This window comes from Streptomyces niveus, from assembly GCF_001723055.1.
Classification (GTDB): domain Bacteria; phylum Actinomycetota; class Actinomycetes; order Streptomycetales; family Streptomycetaceae; genus Streptomyces; species Streptomyces niveus.
This window is the reverse complement of the sequence record NZ_MDCR01000162.1, coordinates 1-20,268: the sequence shown is the minus strand read 5'-3', so window position 1 is coordinate 20,268 and position 20,268 is coordinate 1. Positions and strand designations below refer to the sequence as shown.

Genomic DNA, 20,268 nt, shown 5'->3' with positions numbered 1-20,268 from the left:
TGCGGCAGATGCCGGATCAGGCGCGTATGAGATGTGCGTCGAGCGGTGCCAGCAGGTCGAGCAGCGCGCGCCGCTCCGGCTCCGAGCAGGGTGTGAACGGCGCGGCGACATGCGGCGGGCACAGCCCGCGTGCGGCGAGCACGGCCTTCACGGCCGGCACACCGGGCCGTACGGTATGGAGCAACAGCGCCTGATCCAGCAGCTGTTGGGCCCGCCGTGCGTCCCCGTCCCGTCCTTCGCCGTGGGCCTGGTACAGCTCGACCGCCGTGCCCGGCAGCAGGTTCGCCACGCCGGGCACCAGACCGTCGGCGCCGAGCCGCAGCGCGTCGAGAGCCTGCCCCTCAGCGCCCTGGCTGACTCCGAAGTCGTCGCGGCGGCGGGCCGCCGTGAGGGCGTGGCCGAACAGGGCGAGGTCGCCCGAGCTGTCCTTGATGCCCACGAGGTGCGCCAGGCCGGTCAGTTCGTCGAGCAGGGCGGGGGTCAGCGGGTTGCTGTAGCGGGGGGCGTTGTAGGCGACGACCGGCACGCCGAGGCCGGCGGTCGCCGCGTAGTGGGCGACGATCTCGTCGTGCCGGTGGTGGTAGTAGATCGGCGGGCTGAGTACGAGGGCGTCCGGCTCGGCGGGCAGGACCGTTTCCGCACGTGCCAGCGCCTCGGCGGTGCCGGGGGCGGTGACGTTGACCAACACCGGCCCGTCGCCGGTCAGTTCGCGCCAGCGCGCGGCCACCTCGGCTGCGAAGTCGCCCAGTTGGGCGGTCGGCAGCAGCGGGCCCTCGCCGTTGCTGCCGAAGAGCATCAGGCCGCGTGCGCCTGCCGCCGCCAAGGCGCCGAGCAGGGCGTCGGCGGCCGGGGCTGATGGCCGGCCCGGCCGGTCCATGGGGGTGACCAGCGGGACCATGACCCCGGCCAGCAGCGCGCGGCCGTCGATCTTTCCCGTCCGGCCGCCCCGCGCGCCCGCGTCGGTGCGTCTCCGCGCGTCGGCGTCTCTGCCGTGACCGTCCATCAGTACCCCTTGACCTCGGGCCAGGCCAGTTCGACCCCGGCGCGCGTGAGTTCGTCCTGGAAGCGGCGCAGCAGCTCGCCGTCCTCGTACACCTGCTCCATGTCGAGCCGGTTGTCGAGGCAGTACGCCGCCAGCGAGCCGGCCGCCTCGCCGATGTTCCACTCGACGGGGTGCAGCCGGTAACAGCCGTTGGTGATATGGGTGGTTCCGATGTTCTTGCACACGGGCAGCAGGTTCCGCAGCCGTACGGGGAGCAGGGCGCCCAGCGGGATCTGGAAGGGGCTGCTCGCGACGTCGATGTAGGTGTCGCCGCCGGTCGAGGGGTGCAGGTCGATCCGGTACATCCCGATGCCGACGGAGTCCGGGTGGCGCACCGCGCCCTGTTCGCCCCGGACGGTCAGTGACAGGTCCTGTTCGACGATCCGGCGGCGGGAGACGATCCGGCGTGACTCACGGATGTACGGTGCCTTGGCCAGCCCGTCGGCCGTACCGAACACATCGCCGCGCAGCCGCAGGCCGGGCCAGCCGGTGCCGCCGTCGGGACGGGGCGCCTCGGTCTGGAGCCAGTACAGCATGCTCATGCTCAGCTCACGGGCCCCGGCCAGATGCCGGTCCCGCTCCGCGTCGTCCACGCCGATCAGCGGGCCCGGCAGGTAGTCGATCATGGGCCAGTTGACGATCGTGACATCGCTCGCGACGAAGCCGGGCCGGTACAGCTTCCGCGAGACCACCCGGCGGAACTGCCACAACTCCTTGTCACCGGCGTCCTTGCTCTGGTCGGCGACCACCGGCCCGGAGTCGGCGTTCGGTGTGAAGCCGCGCGGGACGGTCTCCAGCGTCCGCGGATCGGGCGCGCTGAGGCTGAGCAGCCGGTTCGGCCACCGCGGCGGCTGGTAGGCGGCCCAGGCGTCATAACCGGCCGGCCGGTCGACGGTGTGGTCCTCGCCCGCCAGATGATCGACGGCGAACACCCAGGAGAACGCCTGCATGTTGGCCGGCTGCGCCTCATCGGGCGCGCTCGGCTCCCCCGTGTCCCGCCGGGACTCGAAGCCCGTCACATGCTCGGCGCCGGTCAGCGGCAGCAGGTCGCCGAGTTCCGTCGCGTCCAGGACGTACGGCGCCGACACCTCGGTCCGCGTACCGTCCGGGCCCTCGACGACCACGGACCGTACCCGGTCACCCTCCACCGACGCGGCCACCGGCCGGTGCCCGTACAGGATCCGCAGCCGCCCCGCCGACACGTACGGCGCGACCATCGCCTGGAGTACGGCGGCGGCGACCCTGGGCTCGTGGCACAGCGCGCTGACCCGCCCCTCGCCCGGGTTGAGATGGGGGCGCCGTCTGGCCTCGTCGGTGAGCGGGTACCAGGTGCGGTAGTGGTCGCGGATGGCTTCGCGCAGCGCGCGGTAGGTGCGGGTGGCGCCGAACTGCTCGATCCAGGCGTGCTCGTCGGGCGGCACGCCCTGGCTGGTGAGCTGGCCGCCGATCCAGTCGGTCTCCTCGGTCAGGAGGACCGACCGCCCCCGGTCCAGGGCGGCCAGTGCGGCGGCCACGCCGCCGAGGCCCCCGCCGACGACCAGGATGTCCGTGGCTGCCGCCGTCTCCGCGCTCATGTGCCGCTCCCCTCGGGTGTGTTGGTGCCGTCGTGGGTGTGCCCGGTCGTGGCCGGAGCCTCGCGTTCGGCCGGCCCTCCGTCCGGGCCGAACGCGAAGCTCCGGGGTCCGCCCCGTACGTCCACCGCCACGGGCGGGCCGCCGCCCGGCGGGGTGACGAGCAGGTCTCCGGCGCCCTCGGCGGTCCCGGTGACACCTTCGGCGGTCAGCCGGTAGCCCCGTACGACGACACCGGGCGCCATGTCCAGCAGGACCCGTCCGTCCAGTGCGACGGTGAGCCGGTCGGCGGCCCGGATGTCGAGGCGGCCGTCGCCGAGCGGCAGGTTGCACAGCTCGGCGGGCTCTCCGGGGTGGGCGAACCGCCAGCCGTCGGGCCGGGCGTCGGCCAGTTCACCGAACGCGAGGTATGCCAGCAGACCTCCCCAGGCCATCAGCCCGTCCGAACGTTTCTCGAAGCCCGTCAGATTCTCCCCGTCGGTGGCCGGATAGTTCTCCCTGACATGGCCGTGCTCGTGCCATTCGTCGAGAAACAGCCGCAGCAGCGCCCCGACCACGGGCCGGCTCAACTCGGTCAGTTCGTAGCGCCGCAGACCCCGTACGGCGAGATAGGCCATCGGCGCCCAGATCCGGCCGCGCCAGTACGTCGCGGCGAAGCCGGGGTCGTTCCTGGCGACGCTGGGCAGGGGCCGTACGCCGCCGAGTGCTTCGGGCCGCAGCAGTTCGGCGGCCGTCGCCGCCGCCCGTCGCGGGTCGGGCACTCCGGCGAGCAGCGCGTACAGCATCGTCGGCGAGACATGCGGATCGTGGGCGCCCGTCGCCGTGAGATTGCGGTAGCCGCCCCGCTCGGTGTCCCACAGCAGCCGGTCGCAGGCCGCCTTCGCCGTGGCGGCCCCGGCGCGCAGCCGGGCGGCCGTCGCGCCCTCGCCCAGGATGTCGGCGATCGCCGAGAGGGCCTCGGCGTCGGCGATGTGCAGGGCGTTCAGCCCGACGTCGGCGAGGTTCATGGTGCGGGTCGCCGGGTCGTACAGCGCCTCGTCGTACATCGGCGAATCGTCCAGTCCCGACTCGCGTTTGGCCCGGTCCAGAGTCGCGGACGCGGGGTCGTCCGCGATCGGGTCGGAGCCCCAGGCGAGCAGCCCGTGCGGGCCCCGGCGGGCCCGGGGCCACCAGTCGTGCCAGGCCAGCAGCGCCGGGAAGGTGTCCGTCAGCAGCGCGGTGTCGCGGGTGGCGGGCGACAGTCCGCCGGCCAGATAGGCCTGATACACCGTCAGCGCACCGACGGGCGGCTGCGACCGGTCGTCGGTGCGGCCCCGGTCGTCGGAGATCCGGTTCGGGATCATGCCGGTCTCGTCGGCGTACGGGAGGATCTGCCCGAACACGCCGCGCGCGTAGTCCCGGTCGACGGCGGAGGCGGCCAGGCCCGTGAAGAACGTGTCCCAGGCGTGCAGGGCCCAGGTGCCGTAGAAGCCCTTGCGCTCGGCGCTGACGAAGTCCCGCGACGTGGGGGTCAGCACGCGGTCGATATCGGGCGCGTAGACGGTGTTCCAGGTGACGGCCCTGGTCAGGGCGTCGGCGGCCTCGCCGAGCCAGCCGCCGGACCGCAGCCGGGTCCGGTCCGACGCGGTACGGCGCGCCGCGAGTACGGCTGTGGTCTCCGCGACGGTCCCGGTCGCGTGCTCCGGCGCGACGCACAGGTCCACGGCCCCGGCCTCGAACGCCAGCAGCAGCGTGCGCGCCGGAGCGTCGAGCAGACGGGCCGGCGAGGAGGTGGCGACGGTCCAACGGGCGCCGCCCACCTGGACGTTGACGAGTGGACCGGCCTCCTCGCTCACGCCGTCAAGGCCCTCCACGCAGAGCACCACTCCGCCCGCGCACTCCGCGCGGGCGTGCAGGACGTCGCCCGGTCCGCCCGCGAACTCCAGCCGCAGCCGGTGGCCCGCCGCCCGTACCGTCACCTCGGCGTAGGAGCCGTCCACGGTGTGCGGCCCGAGCCGCTCAAGTCCGTCGCGCCAGGTGAACCCGTCGAGCACCGGAGCGTCCGGGCCGAGCACGCCGAACCGCACCCGGGGCCCGGCCGGCAGCACGCTCATACCGGTGTGGGTGCGGACGTCCCAGGTGTTCCAGCCGGTCGGCGCCGGTGTACCGGTGCCGGCCGGTGTCCCACTCACACGGCTCTCGCTCATACGACCGCCTTGTCGTCGGTGGTGCCGTCGCCCGGCACGGAGTCGTCCAGGTCCAGGGCCGCGTCCAGCAGCGTCCGGGTGTACGCGTGACGCGGCGCGGTCAGTACGTCGCCGGTCCTGCCCTCCTCCACGAGCACGCCCCGGTGCATCACCGCCACCCGGTCGGCGATCTGGTGCACCACCCCCAGGTCGTGGGAGATGAAGAGCATCGCGAGCCGGTGCCTGGCTCTCAGATCGGCCAGCAGCCGCAGGATCTGCGCCTGGACGGACACGTCGAGCGCCGACACCGCCTCGTCGCACACCAGTAGCCGGGGCCGTACCGCCAGCGCCCTGGCGATGCTGACCCGCTGGCACTGACCGCCCGACAGGTCACCGGCCCGCCGTGACGCGACCTCGGGGTCGAGCCCCATGTCGGCGAGCAGCCGGTGCAGCGCCTCGGTGCGGTCGCCGTCGGGGGCGGTGACCGGGTGGGTGTGCCAGACCTCGGCGATGATCGAGGCGACCGTCATGCGCGGGTTCAGCGACGAGCGCGGGTCCTGGAACACCATCTGCACCGCGCGCCGCGACTCCGGCGTCCGGCGCCCCGCGCGGCCGAGCGGCCGGCCGTCGAGCGTGATCGTCCCGGCGCCGGGCCGCAGCAGCCCGGCCACGCACCGCGCGACGGTCGTCTTGCCGGAGCCCGACTCGCCGACCAGCCCCAGCGTCTCCTCGGGCGCCACCGACAGGCTCACCCCGTCCACGGCGGGCGCCCCGCGCCGGCGCCCGATCCCCCGCCCGCCGTAACTGACGCGCAGATCGCGCACATCGAGGAGCCGCCCCTCCCCCGCCTTCTCCTCCGCGCTCATGAGCCCAGCACCTCCTCGGCGGCGTGACAGGCGCTCCAGCGACCGCTCGCCACCTCCCGTACCTCCGGCACCTCGTCGCGGCACCGGGCGCGGACCAGTGGGCAGCGCGGATGGAAGGCGCAGCCCGCCGGCCGGTTCGCGGGGGTCGCCGGGGCGCCGGGCAGCGGATCGGCCAGTGCGGTACGGGTCCTGACGGCGGGGACGCTGCGTACGAGGGCGGCGGTGTACGGGTGGGCGGGCCGGCGCAGTACGTCGCGGGCGGGCCCGTGCTCGCAGACCCGGCCCGCGTACATGACCACCACCCGCTGTGCCACGTGGGACACGACCCGCAGGTCATGGCTGACCAGCAGCATCGCCAGCCCGTCGGCGGCCTGGATGTCGGCGAGCAGCCGCAGGATGCGGGACTGCACCGTGACGTCGAGTGCCGTCGTCGGTTCGTCGGCGAGCAGGAGCGCCGGCCGGCCCGCCAACGCCAGGGCGATCATGGCGCGTTGGCGCAGACCCCCGGACAACTCGTGCGGGTAGGCCCGCATCCGCCGTTCCGGTTCGGGTACCCCGGCCCGGTCGAGGAGTTCGACGACCCGGCGGCGTACCTCGGCGCGCGGCAGCCGGTCGCGGCGCGGGATCTCGCCGACCTGACGGCCGATCCGCTGGGTCGGGTTGAGCGCGGCGAGCGGGTCCTGGAAGATCATCGCGATCTCCCGGCCGCGTACCGTACGGCGCCGTGCCGGACCGGCCGCGATCAGGTCCTCGCCGTGCCACAGCAGGCGGCCCGTCAGGGTGGCGCGCTCGGGCGGCAGACCGAGGACCGCCTGGGCGGTCATCGTCTTTCCGCTGCCCGACTCGCCGATCAGCCCCACGGTGGTGGCGCGCGGCACGTCGAACGACACCCCGTCCACCACCCGTACCCGGGTGCCGTGCGGGCCCGGCAGCTCCACCACCAGGTTCTCGATCCGCAGGGGCGGTCCGTCGACGGCCGGAGTGGGTGACGGTTTCGTGTCTCCGTGCTCGCGCGCGGTCCCGGCGGCGCTCACGAGCCACCGGTCCCCACGGTGGCGAAGTCGGGCAGGCCGCTGGCGTCGGGGGTGAAGCCCTTGAGGTCGCTGTTCCAGGCGTACGCGATACTCACCGACATCGGGTACATCCCGACGGCGTCACGCCAGATGATCGCGCTCGCCCGCCCGTAGAGGTCGGTGCGCTTCTGCTTGTCGGCGGTGGCTCCGGCCGACGCCAGCAGAGCGTCCAGCTGTTTGTTGCAGTAGCCGTTGCGGTTGGCCTCACAGGTGTAGAGGCGGCCGAGGTTGCTGGCCGCGTCATAACTGGGCGTGGCCAACTGCTGGAAGTTTATGTCCCACTTGAGGGCGATCAGGTCCTCGGTGAAGGTGGCCTGTTCCTTCTCCAGCGGGTCAGCCTTCACGCCGATCTTCTGGAGGTCGGAGACCACGGCCTGGATGAAGGGCCGGAACTCGGCGTTGGCGAACTGGAGCCGCAGCTTCTTCGAGAAGTCGAAGCCCGCGTCGGTGAGCGCCGATTTGGCGGCTGCCGCGTCGTACGCCACCGGAGGCTGCGGTACGTGGCCGAGGACGACGCCGGTCACGGGCGCGTCCGCCGCTCTGCCCGTCTCGGGGTAGAGCTTGTCGATGATGGTCTTGAAGTCGACCGCCTGCCAGATCGCCTTGCGTACCTTGGCGTCCTTGAGCGCGGGGGTCGAGGAGTTGAACCACATGGTGAACTCGGCGCTGCTGGGGACCGTCCGCACCGTGAGGTTCTTCTCGCCCTTCAGCGAGGCCAGTTGGTCGTCCGGGATGCCCCACAGTATGTCCACCTCGCCGGTGCGCAGCGCCGTCATCCGGGCCGACAGCTCGGGGATGTTCCGTACGGTGACCCGGCGGGGCGCGGGCTTGTTCCCGGCGTACTTCTTGTTGGGCACCAGGACCAGCGACTCGCCGGGGGTGAAGGCGTCGACGGTGAACGGGCCCGAGCCGACCGGGTGGTTGAAGTAGGCGGAGTCGTCCTTGCCGACGCCGGAGGGGATGACGTAGAAGGTGCCGAGCTTCCCGGGGACGGAGGCGTCGGGTGCCGGGCTGCTGAGGACCACTTGGGTGGCCGATGTCTTCTTCATCGTGGAGACCGGGAAGTTGCCGGCGTTGGGGCCGTTGAGGCTGATCATGCGCTGGAAGGACGCGACGACGTCGTCGGCGTCGAGCGGGGAGCCGTCGGAGAAGGTCACACCGTCGCGCAGGGTGAACGTCCAGGCCGTGACGGCCTTGTTGGGTTTCCATGCGGTGGCCAGGTCGCCCTTGAGCGTGCCGTCCGGGTCCGGTTTCACGAGTCTGCTGAAGATCTGCTGCCCGGCCAGTTGTGTGCCGGTGGAGGCGCCCTGGGCACCGTGCGGGTCCAGGCTCTCGATCGGGTAGGTGCCCGCGGCCGTCACGTCGCCCGAGGCGCCGGAGGCGTCCGCGTCGTCGCCGCCGGTTGTCGTCGAACAGGCGGCGAGGAGCGCCGCGCCCGCCGTGGCGGTGGCGGCGAGCCGGACCAGCCGGCTTCGCCCGTACTCGCGCGTCTTGGTCATGGTGGTGCTCCTGTCTGGGAACGAGGGTGGGTAGGAGCCGGGCGGTCGGCCGGAGCCGGTTCGGGTGGTGCGCGCGCGGTTCAGTCCGTACGTCCACGCCGGTGGCGGGCGGTGAGCTGGTCGCCGAGGATGCCGACGTTGATGATCAGGAAGGACAGGGCGATGCCGGGCAGGGTGGAGATCCACCACTGCCCTTCGAGGTACTCCTTGCCGTTCGAGATGGTCTGCCCCCATGAGACGGTCGACGCGGGCAGTCCGATGCCGAGGAAGCTGAGCCCCGCCTCCGCCAGCACCACCAGTGCGAATTCGAGTGTGGCGAGGGCGACGATCGGCCCGGCCGTGAACGGGAGTACGTGCCGTACGAGGATGGACCGGCCCGGCACGCCGAGCACCCGCGCGGCGTCGACCCAGGGCCGTTCCCTGATGGTGAGGGCGACGCCGCGGGTGACGCGGGCGAAGGTGATCCAGCCGGTCGCCGAGAGGGCGACGACGACCAGCAGGACGCTGCGTTCGAAGGCGCCGGCGATGACGATCGCCAGCAGGATCGCGGGAAACGCCAGCAGGATGTCGAAGACCCGCGCCAGCACGGCGTCGACGCCACCCCGGAAGTAGCCGGCGACGGCGCCGAGTACGACCCCGACGAGGCAGGAGATCGCGACCGTCGACGCGCCGATGAGCACGGACGTCCTGGCGCCGTAGACGATCTGGGCCAGTACGTCGCGGCCGAGGCCGTCCGTGCCGAACCAGGCCGTTGCGCCCGTGGACGTCTCGGAGCCGGGAGCGAGCAGCCGGTCCGTCAGGGACGTGTGCACCGGGTCGTAGTCGATGAGCAGCGGTCCGGCGAGGGCCACCAGCAGATAGAGGCCCACGACCAGATGGGGGACGCGGGACAGCAGCCGTCGCCGGGTACGGGGCGGGGCGGCCTTCACCAACTGTTCGGGGGCGGCGGCGATGTCGGCCATCAGACGGCTCCCGTCCGGATGCGCGGATCCAGCTGGGCGATGAGCAGGTCGGCGATCAGGTTGAGTACGACGACGATGCCGGCGATGAGGAGGGTGACGCCCTGGACGACGGCGTAGTCGCGGTTGGCCACGGCGTCCACCACGAGCGATCCGAGGCCGGGCCAGGCGAAGACGTTCTCGACGATGACCGCGCCGCCGACCAGGGCGCCGACCTGGACGCCCACGACGGTGACGACCGGGATCAGCGAGTTGCGCAGCGCGTGGCCGAGCAGCACCTGACGCTCGCCCAGCCCCTTGGAGCGCGCGGTCTGTACGTAGCCCTCCCGCATCGTCTCCGCGACGCTGGTCCGGGTCAGCCTGGCGATGATCGCGATGAACGGGAACGCGAGGGTGAGGGCCGGCAGCACCAGATGTTGCGGCGTGCCCACCCCGGAACTGGGCAGCAGGCCGAGCCCGAGCGCGAAGACCAGCACGAGCATGATGCCGATCCAGAACGTGGGGAAGGACTGGAGGGCGATCGTGCAGGCGGAGACCACCCGGTCCAGGGCGCCGCCCGGCCGGCCGCCGGCCAGCATGCCGAGCGTCAGTCCCACGATCACCGCGACGGCGGTGGCGGTGAGCGTGAGATCGATCGTGGCGGGCAGCCGGTCGAGCACCGCGTCCATGGCGGGCCTGCCGAGGCGGTGCGACTGGCCGAAGTCGAGGCGGGAGACGTCGCCGAGATAGCTGACGTACTGGGCGCCGAGCGACCGGTCGAGTCCGAGGGATTCGCGCAGCTGCTCGATCTGGGTACGGTCGGCGTCCGGGCCGAGCAGTACGGTCGCCGGGTCGCCGGGCGCGGCGCGGACGATGAGGAAGATCAGCGAGGCGGCGCCCCACATCACGAAGACTCCGACGAGCAGCCGTTGCGCGACCATGCGGATCATGTGACCGGTCTCCCGTCGGACTCGGGTTCGGTCCCGACACCGGGACGTACGCCGACACGGTGCGCGGGGACGGGGCCGATCGAGTCGCCCGGCACGTACGCGCAGGGAACGGTCAGTTGCCGGGGCTCGTGGGACTCCTGGTCGAGGAGTTCGATCAGTACGCGTACGGCCTGGCCGGCCATCTGGGCGCGGGGCAGCGAGAACCGGGTCCAGTCGCGCAACTCCGGTGTCCAGCACGGCGGATCACCCAGCAGGGCCAGCGAGCAGTCCGCCGGGAACCTCACCCGTCGCGTACCGGCCATCGTCGCCAGCGCCTCCGTGAGCCGGTCGTCCTCGGTCGGCTCGACCAGCAGCGCGGTGATCCCGAGCCCGCCGATCCACTCCTCCACCCGCTCGATCGACAGGTCCGCCGGGTCCGCCAGGGTCCGGATCAGCGCCTCGTCGGGGACGATGCCGGCCTCGGCCAGCCCGCGCCGGTAGCCCTCCTCACGGTCCCTGGTGGGCTCGCTGTCCTCCAGGGCCCGCAGATACAGGATCCGGCGGTGTCCCAGCCGGGCCAGTTCGGCGACGAGCGCGCCGGTCGCCGCGACGTAGTCGGCCGCCACGTAGGACAACTCCGCGTCGTCCACCTCGCGGCGGCCGACGAAGACGAACGGGAAGTCCTCGCGGACGAGCGCCGACAGTTCCTCGCGGCGGACGTTCCTGCCGAGCAGGACGCAGCCGTCGGCGATCTTCAACCGGTTGGAGCCGCCGACGTAGATCGACCGTTCGGCCGCCTGGGTGCCGGATACGCCCGCCGGGGTGTCGGCTGCGCCCGGCTCACGGGGGCCGAACCGGGCCGCGTCCCTGTCCGTGCCGGTCGAACTGAACAGCAGCAGGTCGTAACCCTGCCGCGCCGCCTCCTCCTCCACGCCGAGCAGAAAGGGGTAGTAGAAGTCGCGCTGGTCGGTGGGGAACACCGATTCGAAGGTGTAGAGCCCGAGGAGCCGATTCCGGCCGCCTTTCAGACTGCGCGCGGCGACATTGGCCGTGTAGCCCATTTCGTCGGCCGCCGCCAGAACGGCCCTTCGGGTCGATTCCGCGATCTGGGTACTGGCCGCGCCCCCGCTTATCACCAGGGAAACAGTCGCCTGGGAAACGCCGGTGCGTTGGGCGATGTCCCGCTGGGTGGACCGTCGACGCCGTTCGGGAGGGGCCATGAACGCTCCCAACTAATACGTATTAGCAAGTGCCGCAAGACGCTACTCGGACGGCGCGAAAGGCGTCAAGAGTCGTGAACCGTGTTTGTCCGACCTCTTTCTCGCGGATGTTGGGAATCACGCGACGTGACAGGATTCGCCATCCGTACGCACGGGCGAGCCATGGCACAGAACATCGAAATTCAGGAACATCGAATACATGACCGCGATCCGGTGACCCGGTGGAAAAGGGGAATTCGATGACCGTCCGCACCATTGAGGAGAACGGCCGGAGCGAACCGCCGCCCGCGCCCACGGCCGCCGACGACCTGAGGGCCCGCTTCGACCAGGACGGTTACGCCGTGCTGCCTGCCGCCCTGACCCCGGACGAGGTGGCGGAGCTGCGCGCGGAGACCCTGCGGATCTGCCGAGGCGAGCGGGGTGTCGTCGAGGGAGCGCTGCCACCGGTCGCCGGTGAGAGCGACGAGGACACCGTCCGCAGATTCCTGTGCGTGCACTATCCGCACAAGCTGTCGGCGCTCATGCTCGACACCATGCGCCATCCCGCGATCGTCGGACCGCTGACCGCGCTGATCGGGCCCGACATCAAGTCGATGCAGTCGATGCTGTTCGTCAAGTCCGAGGGCAGACCCGGCCAGGCCTGGCACCAGGACGAGATGTTCATCCCCACCCGGGACCGCTCGCTGACCGCCGCCTGGCTCGCCCTGGACGACGCCACCGTCGACAACGGCTGCCTGTGGGTCCTGCCGGGTTCGCACCGGCCGGGCGTCATCTACCCCAACCGCGAGCACGACGACGCCCGTTACGACTGCACGGTCGAGTCCTACGGCTTTCCGTACGACGAGGCCGACGCCGTACCGGTCGAGATCGCCGCCGGATCGGTGCTCCTGTTCCACGGCCATCTGCTCCACAAGTCGCTGCCCAACACCGGCCGGCGGGGCCTGCGAAGGGCCCTGGTCAATCACTACATGAGCGCCTCGTCCCTGCTGCCGTGGGCGCTCCCGGAGGCCGAACAGCCCATGGCGCAGGCCGACTTCCGGGACGTGGTGCTGGTCGCGGGCCGCGACCCGTACGCGTACAAGGGCCTCACCGACATCCGTACGCCCCGGGTGCGGCGCGACCGCTCCGGGGGCTGTGACAGGTGAGACCATGACGCACGGGCTTCTTCCGTCCCTCGATCCCGCACCCGCACCCGCGCCTGCCCTCGTCCCCGCCCTCGCGCCTACGCTCGTCGCCCGGCTCGGACCCGCGGTCGCGGACTACCCGCCGGGGTCGGTCTTCGGTCCGAGGGACGCGGGCACGTACGAGTTCGTGTGGCTGCTGCACGGCAGTGCCCGCTGGGTCTGCGGGGAGCTGACCGTCCCGCTGACGGCCGGCGCGCTGCTGCTCGTACGGCCCGGTATGCGCGACACCTTCCACTGGGACACCAACCGGCCCACCAGGCACGCCTACACGCACTTCCGGCTGCCTCCCGCCGTACGCGGCACCCGGGCCCCCGACGACTCCCGCTGGCCGGTCGTCCGCGATCTGACGGGGCGTGGTGATCCGATGGCCGCGCTCTGCCAGTACCTGCTGACGCTCGGCGCGACCCGCCCGCCGGGCTGGGAGCGGCACGCCGAGGAGACCCTGCGGCTGCTGCTCCTCACCTTCGCGTACGGGCCCGGACCCGGGACCGGCGCGTACGCGCTGCCCGAACCGCTCGTCGCCATGATGGCCGCGGTCCGCGAGCACTGGGCGGACGGCGTGGCCCGGCCGCTCGCCCTGGAGCGGCTGGCGCGGGCGGCGGGAGTCTCGGAGAGCACGCTGTGCCGTATCTGCCGGCGGGAACTCGGCGTCAGCCCCGTCGAGGGGCTCGAACGGCTGCGGCTGGCGAGGGCCGAGCCGCTGCTGTGGCTGAGCAACCTGTCGCTGCGGGCCATCGCGGTCCAGTGCGGCTTCGCCGACGCGTACCACTTCTCGCGCCGCTTCCGCGCGGTCCACGGGATGTCTCCGAGCGCCTTCCGCGCGCTTCCGCCGGAGTCGGCGCCACCGTCCCCGATCGCGAACGGCGCGCTGTCGGCGCTCCAGGCGCTGGTGCCGTCGTCGGCCTCGGGCAGATGAGTGGGCGGACGGGTTCACACGCGGCGGCACAACAGCATCGGAGCGCCCGAGATCAAGGTCGGCGACGGAGACGGATGCTCGGCCGCTGCACCACAGCCCGGCCGGAGCCGGACCGCCGGGATTCGAACCCGGGTCCCCTTTTTGTCAGAAAGAAGTATCCGTCGCCTTCGCACCGGGCGCCCCGATGTCTGTTGCCCCCCGAGATCAATTCGGTGTGCGGCGTGATTCACCATAAGAAGTAGCCGCGGCCCACGCACCGGGAGGTGCTGCGTGTGAAATTGTGGGTCCGGGCCATGGGGCCGAACTGCCCTTTGCCGGCCGGACGTGGACGACAGTAGCCGACATCCGCCGATGACCTCATCCCAATTTCGCCGATGAATCGCCGCTGCCCGGTGGGGAATTGCGGGCGCTGGGACTGATCAGGCCCGTCTCGTACGCGACGACCACCGCCCCCGCCGACGCCGCCCCGTCGAGGATGCGCCGGGTGGCCTCCAGACCGTCCATCTCCGGTATCCGGATGTCCATCAGGGCCACGTCGGGCCGGGCACGCCGTACCGCGTCGACGGCTTCGGATCATCCTGAAGGCAGTACGGACCAGCGCCTGGTCGTCGGCGACCACGACGCGTGGCGACTCGTTCATGGTGTCTCCACGGGGATCAGTGCCTGGACGCGGTAGCCGCCGAGGGGGCGGGGCCCGGTGCGGAGGGTTGCGCCTTAGACTGCGAGGCGTTCGCGCAGGCCACAGCGCCGGCCGGCTCCGAGATCGCCGTCCACGGGACACCCGAACTGCTCGCGCTCGGGCTCGGCGGCGTACTCATCGCGGTCCTGGGGGCGCTGCCGCCCGCCGGATGGGCGGGCAGGACGCGTACGGAGTAGGGGGAGCGGGCCGTGCCGGTGACCCGGGGGTTACCGGCACGGCCGTGGTTCATCGGTGCCCGCCGTGTTCGGGGACCGCGACCTCCCGTACGGCCCCGGCGATGGCGCGGAAGTCCTTCTTCAGGAGCGCGCCGTGGCTGCTGGTGACCTTCGCGCCGATCCGGATGTTCGGGTTGCGGTCGGTCACCGCGTCGAGGCTGGTGCGTATGCGCTCCTGCTCGTCCCCGCGGCTTCCGAAGGACGTACCCGAGGCGACCACGTACCGCACCGGGACGGTGATGCCGTCCAGCACGGGGCCCAGTTCGCTCTCGCGGGAGAGCCGGCCCAGCTCGATGTTGCTGTCCGCCTGCTGGTCCGCGTTCATCCTCGGGGCCAGGCCCGTCGGTCGCAGCAGCGGCAGGAACCAGCGCATCCGCTTGAACAGCTTCCGGATCCGCCGCTCCATCGCCTCGTCGAGCCAGTCGTACGGGAACGCGCCGTCGACCAGGACCGCGCCCAGGGTGCGCTCCGGGTTCCGGGCGGCCCAGTGCGCCCCGACGACCGCCCCGTAGGACCAGCCCACCAGCAGCGCGCGGTCGACGCCCCGGGCGGCGAGGACGGCGTCGATGTCCCGGACGGCGGCCTCGAAGGAGTAGTCCGCCGACCGCTTCGATCTGCCGCGGGCCCGCTCGTCGTAGGTGATGTGCCGCCAGTCCGGCCCCAGTTCGGCGATGACCCGCCGCCAGTACCCCTGGGTGGCGAACTGGCCGTTGAGGTAGACGACCGGGATGCCGGGGCCGCCGGTGTCGGTGACGGCCAAGGCCGTGTCCTCGACCGGCACCATGCCGGTCCACCGGGAAGGGGTCGGGGATGCGTCGTTCTTCGTCATGTGTTCCTCCTGGTCGTGTGAGGTGGTGTACGGCCCGGGGCCGGGGTGTGTCAGAGGCTGCGGGCGGTGATGTCGCCGTGCGAGGTGGTGGCGCGGATGTCGAGCCCGGCGGTGCCGTCGTTCTTGAGGGCGTTGCTGACCCGGCCGTGGGCGGTACCGGCGTCCAGGGCGGCGGAGACCCCGGCGGCGGCGGTGACCGAGATGTCGCCGGACCGGGTGCGCAGCACGACCGTGCCGCCCATGGCCTCGGCGATCCGGATGTCGCCCCGGTCGGTGCTGATCTCCGCCGGGCCGCCCAGCCGGCCGACCTCGACGTCGCCGTCGGTCGCGGTGAGGCGGAGGGTCGCCGCCTCGTCGATCTTGATCTGGCGGTACGCGCCGTCGAAGACGACGTCGCCGAGGCGTCCGACGCCGCGGAGTTCGGCGGCGGCGGCCTTGGCCTCGACGCGCGAGCCGGCGGGCAGCTTGACGGTGATCTCCAGGGCTCCGGAGGGGCCGACGAGCCGCTTGTCGGGCGCCGGGGTCACGATCCGCAGGACGCCGTCGGCGTAGGTGACGGTGGTCCGCTCGGCGGTCTCGGTGTCGCGGCTCTTGGCGGGGTCGGCGGGCAGGATCTCGACGACGGTGTCGGCGCGGTCCGCGGCGATGAGGCTGACGCGCCCGGCGGGGATGTCGAGGACGGCGGAGATCGGGGCGGTGGTCTCGAACTTCTGCATGGCGTACTCCGGTGTCTGTTTGCTTGTTCGTTCTTTCCGACACCAGAAACGCTACGTTGCTTTCCACATTCCGACAACAGATCTGTTGCATACCTACGACATCAATGCAGGTCAGATAGGTGAAAGTGTTGCAATGGATATGAAGTCAACGCAACATCAACGCATGGAGCATTGCAATGGATATGAAGTGAACGCTACGATGGGGCAGCAGGTACGACCCGCGCGAAGGACACCGAGGAGACAGCGATGCCGGGAGGCAGACTCACGCAGCAGGAGCGCCGGGAGATCGCGCTGGGGCTGGCGGACAGCCTCCCGTACGCCGAGATCGCCCGCCGTCTCGACCGTCCGACCTCGACGGTCACCCGTGAGGTGATGCGCAACGGCGGCCCCACCGCCTACCGCGCCGAGCTGGCCCACCGCGCCACCGAACGCCGCGCCCACCGGCGCAAGCCCGCCTCCGCGCGGGGGCCGGAGTCGGCCCCTCAGCCGCACGGCCGCGACGCCGAGGCCGTGGCCGCGTACGAGGAGACGCTCACCGCCGTCCTCATGGGTACGGGGCTGAGCAAGATGGTGGCCCGGGTGCTGACCTGTCTGTACACCACCGACGCGGGCAGCCTCACCGCGTCCGAACTCGCCCGGCATCTGCGGATCAGCCCGGCGTCCGTCTCCAAGGCGATCACGTTCCTGGAGAGCCAGAGCCTGGTCCGCCGCGAACGCGACGAAGGCCGCCGCGACCGCTACATCGTCGACGACGAGCTCTTCTACCAGGCGACCATCGCCGGGGCCCGGGCCCACGACCAGCTCGTGGAGACCGCCCGCCAGGGCGTGGCCGTCCTCGGCCCGCACACCCCGGCAGCCGACCGGCTGGAGAACATCGCCCGCTTCCTCGACTTCATCGCCGAGAGCATCACCCGCGCCGCCGAGCAGGCCCGCGAAGTCCTCCACACCCCGGACGGCGGTCGCGCGCCACGCGAGTGAGCGTGGCGCGCGACAATGTGCCGCGAAGGCGGCGGGACAGGCCCTAGAGGCTGCCCAACCGCTCAAAGGGGAACGGCGGTTGGGCCAGGGGGCGTACCGCGAGGCGGGTCAGCGGGAGCGCGTTGTCGTCGCCCGCCGTGCGGTTGGCGTGGATCACTCCGCAGTGCGTGCAGCGGTGGACGAGAACCCACTCGCCGTCGCCTCGCACGGAGATGGCGAGCGGCTCCATCCGGGCACCGCAGTCCGCCTCCCGGTCGCCGGGAGTGTCGTCGAGATGACGGCTCCACAGACAGTTCGGGCAGTGGTTGCGGTGATCGGTACCGGGTGCGCTCATCGGCACGTCGAGCCCGCACTGAAGACAGCGGAAGGACTCGGCGCGCGCTTCGGTACGTGCGCGCCGTGAGGTGTTGCGGGATCCGGATCTCTTGGTACGCGACGTGTTGTCACGGGACATGCTGTGCAGGACTCCTCGGGTGACGCGGGCAGGACGGGGGATCTCACGTCCGTCTCGCGCCGAGGGAGCTCGTCCCACTCGGCGGCCGGTCGAACTCAGCGCCGGGATGAACCCACCTCGATCACGAGAACGGATCCGTCCGCGTCGTACACATAAACCCACCCCACCCTTGTCGCGTTCCGCCGGTACGCAGCCATGAGAACCGGCGGCGGGGGTGCGGGGCAACCGAATATGCGGCGGCCGAGCCACCCGACCGCTCACCCAGGGCATGGAAGTCCGATTTATGGTTTTCTGACCTGAATAGTGAGCTGAGGTCCACCGTGAAGGACGTTCGATGAGTGATCCGTCGATTCCTGACCCGCCGGGCGGAACGGGAAGCGAGAGGCCGAGCGACTCGCAAACCGAGAACTCCGGCCCCGGCCCCGACCCCACGACGGACGCCCCCGACACACACCGCTGGTGGGCCCTGGCCGTCATCGCGACCGCGCAGCTCATGGTGGTGCTCGACGCGACGATCGTGAACATCGCCCTTCCCTCCGCGCAGCGCGACCTCCACATCACCAACGGCAACCGCCAGTGGGTGATCACCGCGTACACCCTGGCCTTCGGCGGTCTGCTGCTGCTCGGCGGCCGGGTCGCCGACCTCGTGGGCCGTAAGCGCACCTTCATCATCGGCCTCATCGGTTTCGCCGGGTCCTCCGCGCTCGGCGGCTCGTCGGCGGGTCAGGAGATGCTCTATCTCTCTCGCGCGCTCCAGGGCACCTTCGCCGCCCTCCTGGCGCCGTCCGCCCTCTCTCTTCTCACCACGACCTTCCCCGGGGGCAAGGACCGCGCCAAGGCGTTCGGGATCTTCAGCGCCATCGCGGGCGGCGGCTCCGCCATCGGCCTGCTGATGGGCGGCATCCTCACCGAATGGCTCAGCTGGCGGTGGTGTCTTTACGTCAACGTGCCCATCGCCCTGCTCGCCGTGATCGGCGCGCTGACCCTGCTCAAGGACCGGGCAGGGACGAAGGGCGCGCACCTCGACATCCCGGGTGTGCTGCTCGGCTGTCTGGGCCTCGTCGCGATCGTGTACGGATTCAGCCGGGCCGAGCCGGAGGGCTGGACCTCCACCGAGGTCCTGACCGTGCTGAGCGTCGGTATCGTCCTGCTCGTCGCGTTCACCTGGTGGCAGGGGAGGTCCTCCCACCCGCTGCTGCCGCTGCACATCATCCGGGAGCGCAACCGCGCCGGCTCGGTCATCGTGATGGCGATGGCGACGATCGGCCTCTTCGGCTCGTTCCTGTTCCTCACGTACTTCCTGCAGAACATCCTCGGCTACTCACCGCTCAGCGCCGGCCTCGCCTTCCTCCCGCTGTCCGCCGGGATCATCATCGGCTCGACCCAGATCTCCGCCCGGCTGCTCCCCCTCACGGCGCCGCGCTTCCTGCTGGTCCCCGGGCTGCTGCTGAGCGCCGGGGGCATGTTCTCCCTGACGTTCCTGGACATCCACTCCACCTATGTGGGGCACATCCTGCCCGGCACCCTGCTGCTCGGTTTCGGGCTCGGGCTGACCTTCCTGCCCGTCATCTCGACGGCCACCATGGGGGTCGCCAACCGGGACTCCGGAGTCACCTCGGCCACGGTCAACACCGCGCAGCAGGTGGGCGGCTCCATCGGTACGTCGCTGCTCAACACGATCGCGACGACCACCACGGCCACCTATCTGGCCAGCCATCTCGCCGCGGCGGCGCGCGAGGGCCCGCTGACCCCGGCGGAGCGGACCCGCATCGTGAACACCGGTACGGTGCACGGCTTCACCGTGGCCATCACCTGGGCGGCGATCATCCTCCTGGGCGCCGCGGTCGTCGGCGCCATCATGATCAACCGGAAGTCCCCCCGGCACGGCGGGGCACAGCAGGCGGCGGCAGCGTAGGCGTTGACGCACCCGTCCCTCAGACGTGGAACGGCACCGTGGTGACGACGACCTTGCGCAGCGGGCGCAGCGCGCGGCGCAGACGGGCGGCCGTGCGGCTGTGCAGGGCGCTGAAGCGCCGCCGGCACACGACGATCTCCGGGAGGATCACGGTGAGGGTGAGGTCGGGCCGCTGGTGGTGCAGCGCCTCGATGTAGTTGACGAGGGGCGCGATCACGGCACGGTACGGGGAGACGAGTTCCTGGAGGGGCAGATGGTCGCCCCACAGCTTCCATTGGCCGCGGAAGCGTTCGGCCTCGACTTCGCCGGTACTGACGTGGATGACTAGGACGGGCTGCTGGAGCGAGGCGGCGTACGCGAGGGCGCGCATGCCGGCGCGGTCGAGCGTTTCGATCAGTACGAGGGAGAAGTGCCGGATCTCCTCGGGCACCTCCTCCGCCTCCTCCGACTCACCGGCCACGCCGGTCCGCGCGAACGCCTGGGGATCGCGGGGGTGCCGCGGGTCGCGTGAGCTCTCCACGCCCTGGAGCGGTACGTCGACGCGGGGCGCGATGGTGCGGCGCGGGAGTTCGATGGAGTGCCGCTGGAGTCGTAGCGCGGCGGCGACGGTGTCGTAGTGGCGGCGGATGCGGGTCGTGACGAAGAGGAACAGCGTGACCGCCACGAGCGCGACCCAGGCGCCCTCGGTGAACTTGGTGATGCCCGCGGTGATGAGGACGATCGCGGAGAGCACACCGCCGATCCCGTTGAACAGCAGGCTCTTGCGCCAGTGACGGTCCCTCAGGCGCCACCAGTGCACGACCATTCCGGCCTGCGACAGGGTGAAGGCGAGGAAGACGCCGACCGCGTACAGCGGGATGAGGGAGGCGGTGCGGCCGTCGAACGCCACATAGACCAGCCCCGCCAGGATCGACAGCAGGATGATGCCGTTGCTGAAGGCGAGCCGGTCGCCCATCCGCGCGAAGATGCGCGGCGCGTGGTCGTCGCGGGCCAGCAGGGACAGGACACGGGGGAAGTCGTTGTAGGCGGTGTTGGCCGCGAGGAGCAGGACGGCGGCG

At 71.5% G+C, this 20,268-nt stretch carries 17 protein-coding genes and 1 pseudogene; 4 read left to right on the top strand and 14 right to left on the bottom strand.

The window, feature by feature from the left end:
- Positions 1-16 precede the first annotated feature (16 nt).
- The 9 genes from BHU15_RS20060 to BHU15_RS20020 form a co-directional block, all read right to left on the bottom strand.
- Positions 17-1,003, bottom strand: coding sequence for a dihydrodipicolinate synthase family protein (locus tag BHU15_RS20060; RefSeq protein WP_069628461.1), 987 nt, complete (start codon positions 1,001-1,003; stop codon positions 17-19).
- Entirely contained in the window at positions 1,003-2,616 is a 1,614-nt protein-coding gene (locus BHU15_RS20055; protein ID WP_069628460.1) for an FAD-dependent oxidoreductase, read from the bottom strand. The genes BHU15_RS20060 and BHU15_RS20055 overlap by 1 nt, the downstream gene beginning before the upstream one ends.
- On the bottom strand, positions 2,613-4,799 hold the full coding sequence (locus BHU15_RS20050) for an amylo-alpha-1,6-glucosidase (RefSeq protein ID WP_069628459.1): 2,187 nt from the start codon (positions 4,797-4,799) through the stop codon (positions 2,613-2,615). The genes BHU15_RS20055 and BHU15_RS20050 overlap by 4 nt, the downstream gene beginning before the upstream one ends.
- Positions 4,796-5,644: an ABC transporter ATP-binding protein gene (locus BHU15_RS20045; RefSeq protein ID WP_069628458.1), complete on the bottom strand. Its 849-nt coding sequence runs from the start codon at positions 5,642-5,644 to the stop codon at positions 4,796-4,798. Before BHU15_RS20045 ends, BHU15_RS20050 begins: the two co-directional genes overlap by 4 nt.
- Positions 5,641-6,678, bottom strand: coding sequence for an ABC transporter ATP-binding protein (locus tag BHU15_RS20040; protein WP_209269168.1), 1,038 nt, complete (start codon positions 6,676-6,678; stop codon positions 5,641-5,643). The genes BHU15_RS20045 and BHU15_RS20040 overlap by 4 nt, the downstream gene beginning before the upstream one ends.
- Complete coding sequence (locus BHU15_RS20035) at positions 6,675-8,216, bottom strand: ABC transporter substrate-binding protein (protein WP_069628457.1); 1,542 nt, start codon at positions 8,214-8,216, stop codon at positions 6,675-6,677. The genes BHU15_RS20040 and BHU15_RS20035 overlap by 4 nt, the downstream gene beginning before the upstream one ends.
- Before the next feature lie 80 nt (positions 8,217-8,296).
- Positions 8,297-9,178 carry an ABC transporter permease gene (locus tag BHU15_RS20030; RefSeq protein WP_069628456.1) on the bottom strand — a complete coding sequence of 294 codons (882 nt, stop codon included), beginning with the start codon at positions 9,176-9,178 and terminating at the stop codon, positions 8,297-8,299.
- Positions 9,178-10,104: an ABC transporter permease gene (locus BHU15_RS20025; protein WP_069628455.1), complete on the bottom strand. Its 927-nt coding sequence runs from the start codon at positions 10,102-10,104 to the stop codon at positions 9,178-9,180. The genes BHU15_RS20030 and BHU15_RS20025 overlap by 1 nt, the downstream gene beginning before the upstream one ends.
- Positions 10,101-11,303 (bottom strand): LacI family DNA-binding transcriptional regulator, encoded by a 1,203-nt coding sequence (locus BHU15_RS20020; protein ID WP_069628454.1) that lies wholly within the window; start codon positions 11,301-11,303, stop codon positions 10,101-10,103. The genes BHU15_RS20025 and BHU15_RS20020 overlap by 4 nt, the downstream gene beginning before the upstream one ends.
- A 239-nt stretch (positions 11,304-11,542) precedes the next feature.
- Between BHU15_RS20020 and BHU15_RS20015 the strand changes: the two genes are divergently transcribed.
- Positions 11,543-12,448 (top strand): phytanoyl-CoA dioxygenase family protein, encoded by a 906-nt coding sequence (locus BHU15_RS20015; RefSeq protein ID WP_069628453.1) that lies wholly within the window; start codon positions 11,543-11,545, stop codon positions 12,446-12,448.
- Positions 12,449-12,452: 4 nt separating this feature from the next.
- A complete protein-coding gene (locus tag BHU15_RS20010; RefSeq protein ID WP_069628452.1) occupies positions 12,453-13,403 on the top strand; it encodes a helix-turn-helix transcriptional regulator in 951 nt (316 codons plus the stop codon).
- A gap of 438 nt (positions 13,404-13,841) precedes the next feature.
- Here the strand turns inward: BHU15_RS20010 and BHU15_RS42035 are convergent.
- The 3 genes and pseudogenes from BHU15_RS42035 to BHU15_RS19995 all read right to left on the bottom strand — a co-directional run.
- Positions 13,842-14,043 (bottom strand): annotated as a pseudogene (locus BHU15_RS42035) (response regulator transcription factor); the annotation flags it as partial.
- 285 nt (positions 14,044-14,328) lie between these two features.
- A complete protein-coding gene (locus BHU15_RS20000; protein ID WP_069628450.1) occupies positions 14,329-15,147 on the bottom strand; it encodes an alpha/beta fold hydrolase in 819 nt (272 codons plus the stop codon).
- Between the two features lie 50 nt (positions 15,148-15,197).
- The gene (locus BHU15_RS19995; RefSeq protein WP_069628449.1) at positions 15,198-15,863 is read right to left on the bottom strand and encodes a DUF4097 family beta strand repeat-containing protein; all 666 of its coding nucleotides are present in this window, start codon (positions 15,861-15,863) and stop codon (positions 15,198-15,200) included.
- A gap of 246 nt (positions 15,864-16,109) precedes the next feature.
- Between BHU15_RS19995 and BHU15_RS42295 the strand changes: the two genes are divergently transcribed.
- Positions 16,110-16,841, top strand: a complete 732-nt coding sequence (locus BHU15_RS42295) for a helix-turn-helix domain-containing protein (RefSeq protein WP_069628448.1) — start codon at positions 16,110-16,112, stop codon at positions 16,839-16,841.
- Positions 16,842-16,884: 43 nt separating this feature from the next.
- Here BHU15_RS42295 and BHU15_RS19985 read toward each other — a convergent pair whose 3' ends face one another.
- Complete coding sequence (locus tag BHU15_RS19985) at positions 16,885-17,295, bottom strand: RNHCP domain-containing protein (RefSeq protein ID WP_023536729.1); 411 nt, start codon at positions 17,293-17,295, stop codon at positions 16,885-16,887.
- Between the two features lie 334 nt (positions 17,296-17,629).
- Here BHU15_RS19985 and BHU15_RS19980 point away from each other — a divergent pair, with 334 nt between their 5' ends.
- Positions 17,630-19,210: an MFS transporter gene (locus BHU15_RS19980; protein ID WP_069628447.1), complete on the top strand. Its 1,581-nt coding sequence runs from the start codon at positions 17,630-17,632 to the stop codon at positions 19,208-19,210.
- A gap of 19 nt (positions 19,211-19,229) precedes the next feature.
- On the opposite strand, the gene BHU15_RS19975 is transcribed toward BHU15_RS19980, so the two are convergent.
- A partial coding sequence (locus tag BHU15_RS19975; RefSeq protein ID WP_141726841.1) for an amino acid permease occupies positions 19,230-20,268 on the bottom strand: 1,039 nt, incomplete at its 5' end.

Coding starts and splice junctions, on each gene's coding strand:
- BHU15_RS20050 (WP_069628459.1), bottom strand. CDS start 4,799: ATGAGCGAGAGCCGTGTGAGTGGGACACCGGCCGGCACCGGTACACCG.
- BHU15_RS20055 (WP_069628460.1), bottom strand. CDS start 2,616: ATGAGCGCGGAGACGGCGGCAGCCACGGACATCCTGGTCGTCGGCGGG.
- BHU15_RS20025 (WP_069628455.1), bottom strand. CDS start 10,104: ATGATCCGCATGGTCGCGCAACGGCTGCTCGTCGGAGTCTTCGTGATG.
- BHU15_RS20000 (WP_069628450.1), bottom strand. CDS start 15,147: ATGACGAAGAACGACGCATCCCCGACCCCTTCCCGGTGGACCGGCATG.
- BHU15_RS20060 (WP_069628461.1), bottom strand. CDS start 1,003: ATGGACGGTCACGGCAGAGACGCCGACGCGCGGAGACGCACCGACGCG.
- BHU15_RS42295 (WP_069628448.1), top strand. CDS start 16,110: ATGCCGGGAGGCAGACTCACGCAGCAGGAGCGCCGGGAGATCGCGCTG.
- BHU15_RS19980 (WP_069628447.1), top strand. CDS start 17,630: ATGAGTGATCCGTCGATTCCTGACCCGCCGGGCGGAACGGGAAGCGAG.
- BHU15_RS20045 (WP_069628458.1), bottom strand. CDS start 5,644: ATGAGCGCGGAGGAGAAGGCGGGGGAGGGGCGGCTCCTCGATGTGCGC.
- BHU15_RS20015 (WP_069628453.1), top strand. CDS start 11,543: ATGACCGTCCGCACCATTGAGGAGAACGGCCGGAGCGAACCGCCGCCC.
- BHU15_RS20010 (WP_069628452.1), top strand. CDS start 12,453: ATGACGCACGGGCTTCTTCCGTCCCTCGATCCCGCACCCGCACCCGCG.
- BHU15_RS20035 (WP_069628457.1), bottom strand. CDS start 8,216: ATGACCAAGACGCGCGAGTACGGGCGAAGCCGGCTGGTCCGGCTCGCC.
- BHU15_RS19995 (WP_069628449.1), bottom strand. CDS start 15,863: ATGCAGAAGTTCGAGACCACCGCCCCGATCTCCGCCGTCCTCGACATC.
- BHU15_RS20030 (WP_069628456.1), bottom strand. CDS start 9,178: ATGGCCGACATCGCCGCCGCCCCCGAACAGTTGGTGAAGGCCGCCCCG.
- BHU15_RS19985 (WP_023536729.1), bottom strand. CDS start 17,295: ATGTCCCGTGACAACACGTCGCGTACCAAGAGATCCGGATCCCGCAAC.
- BHU15_RS20020 (WP_069628454.1), bottom strand. CDS start 11,303: ATGGCCCCTCCCGAACGGCGTCGACGGTCCACCCAGCGGGACATCGCC.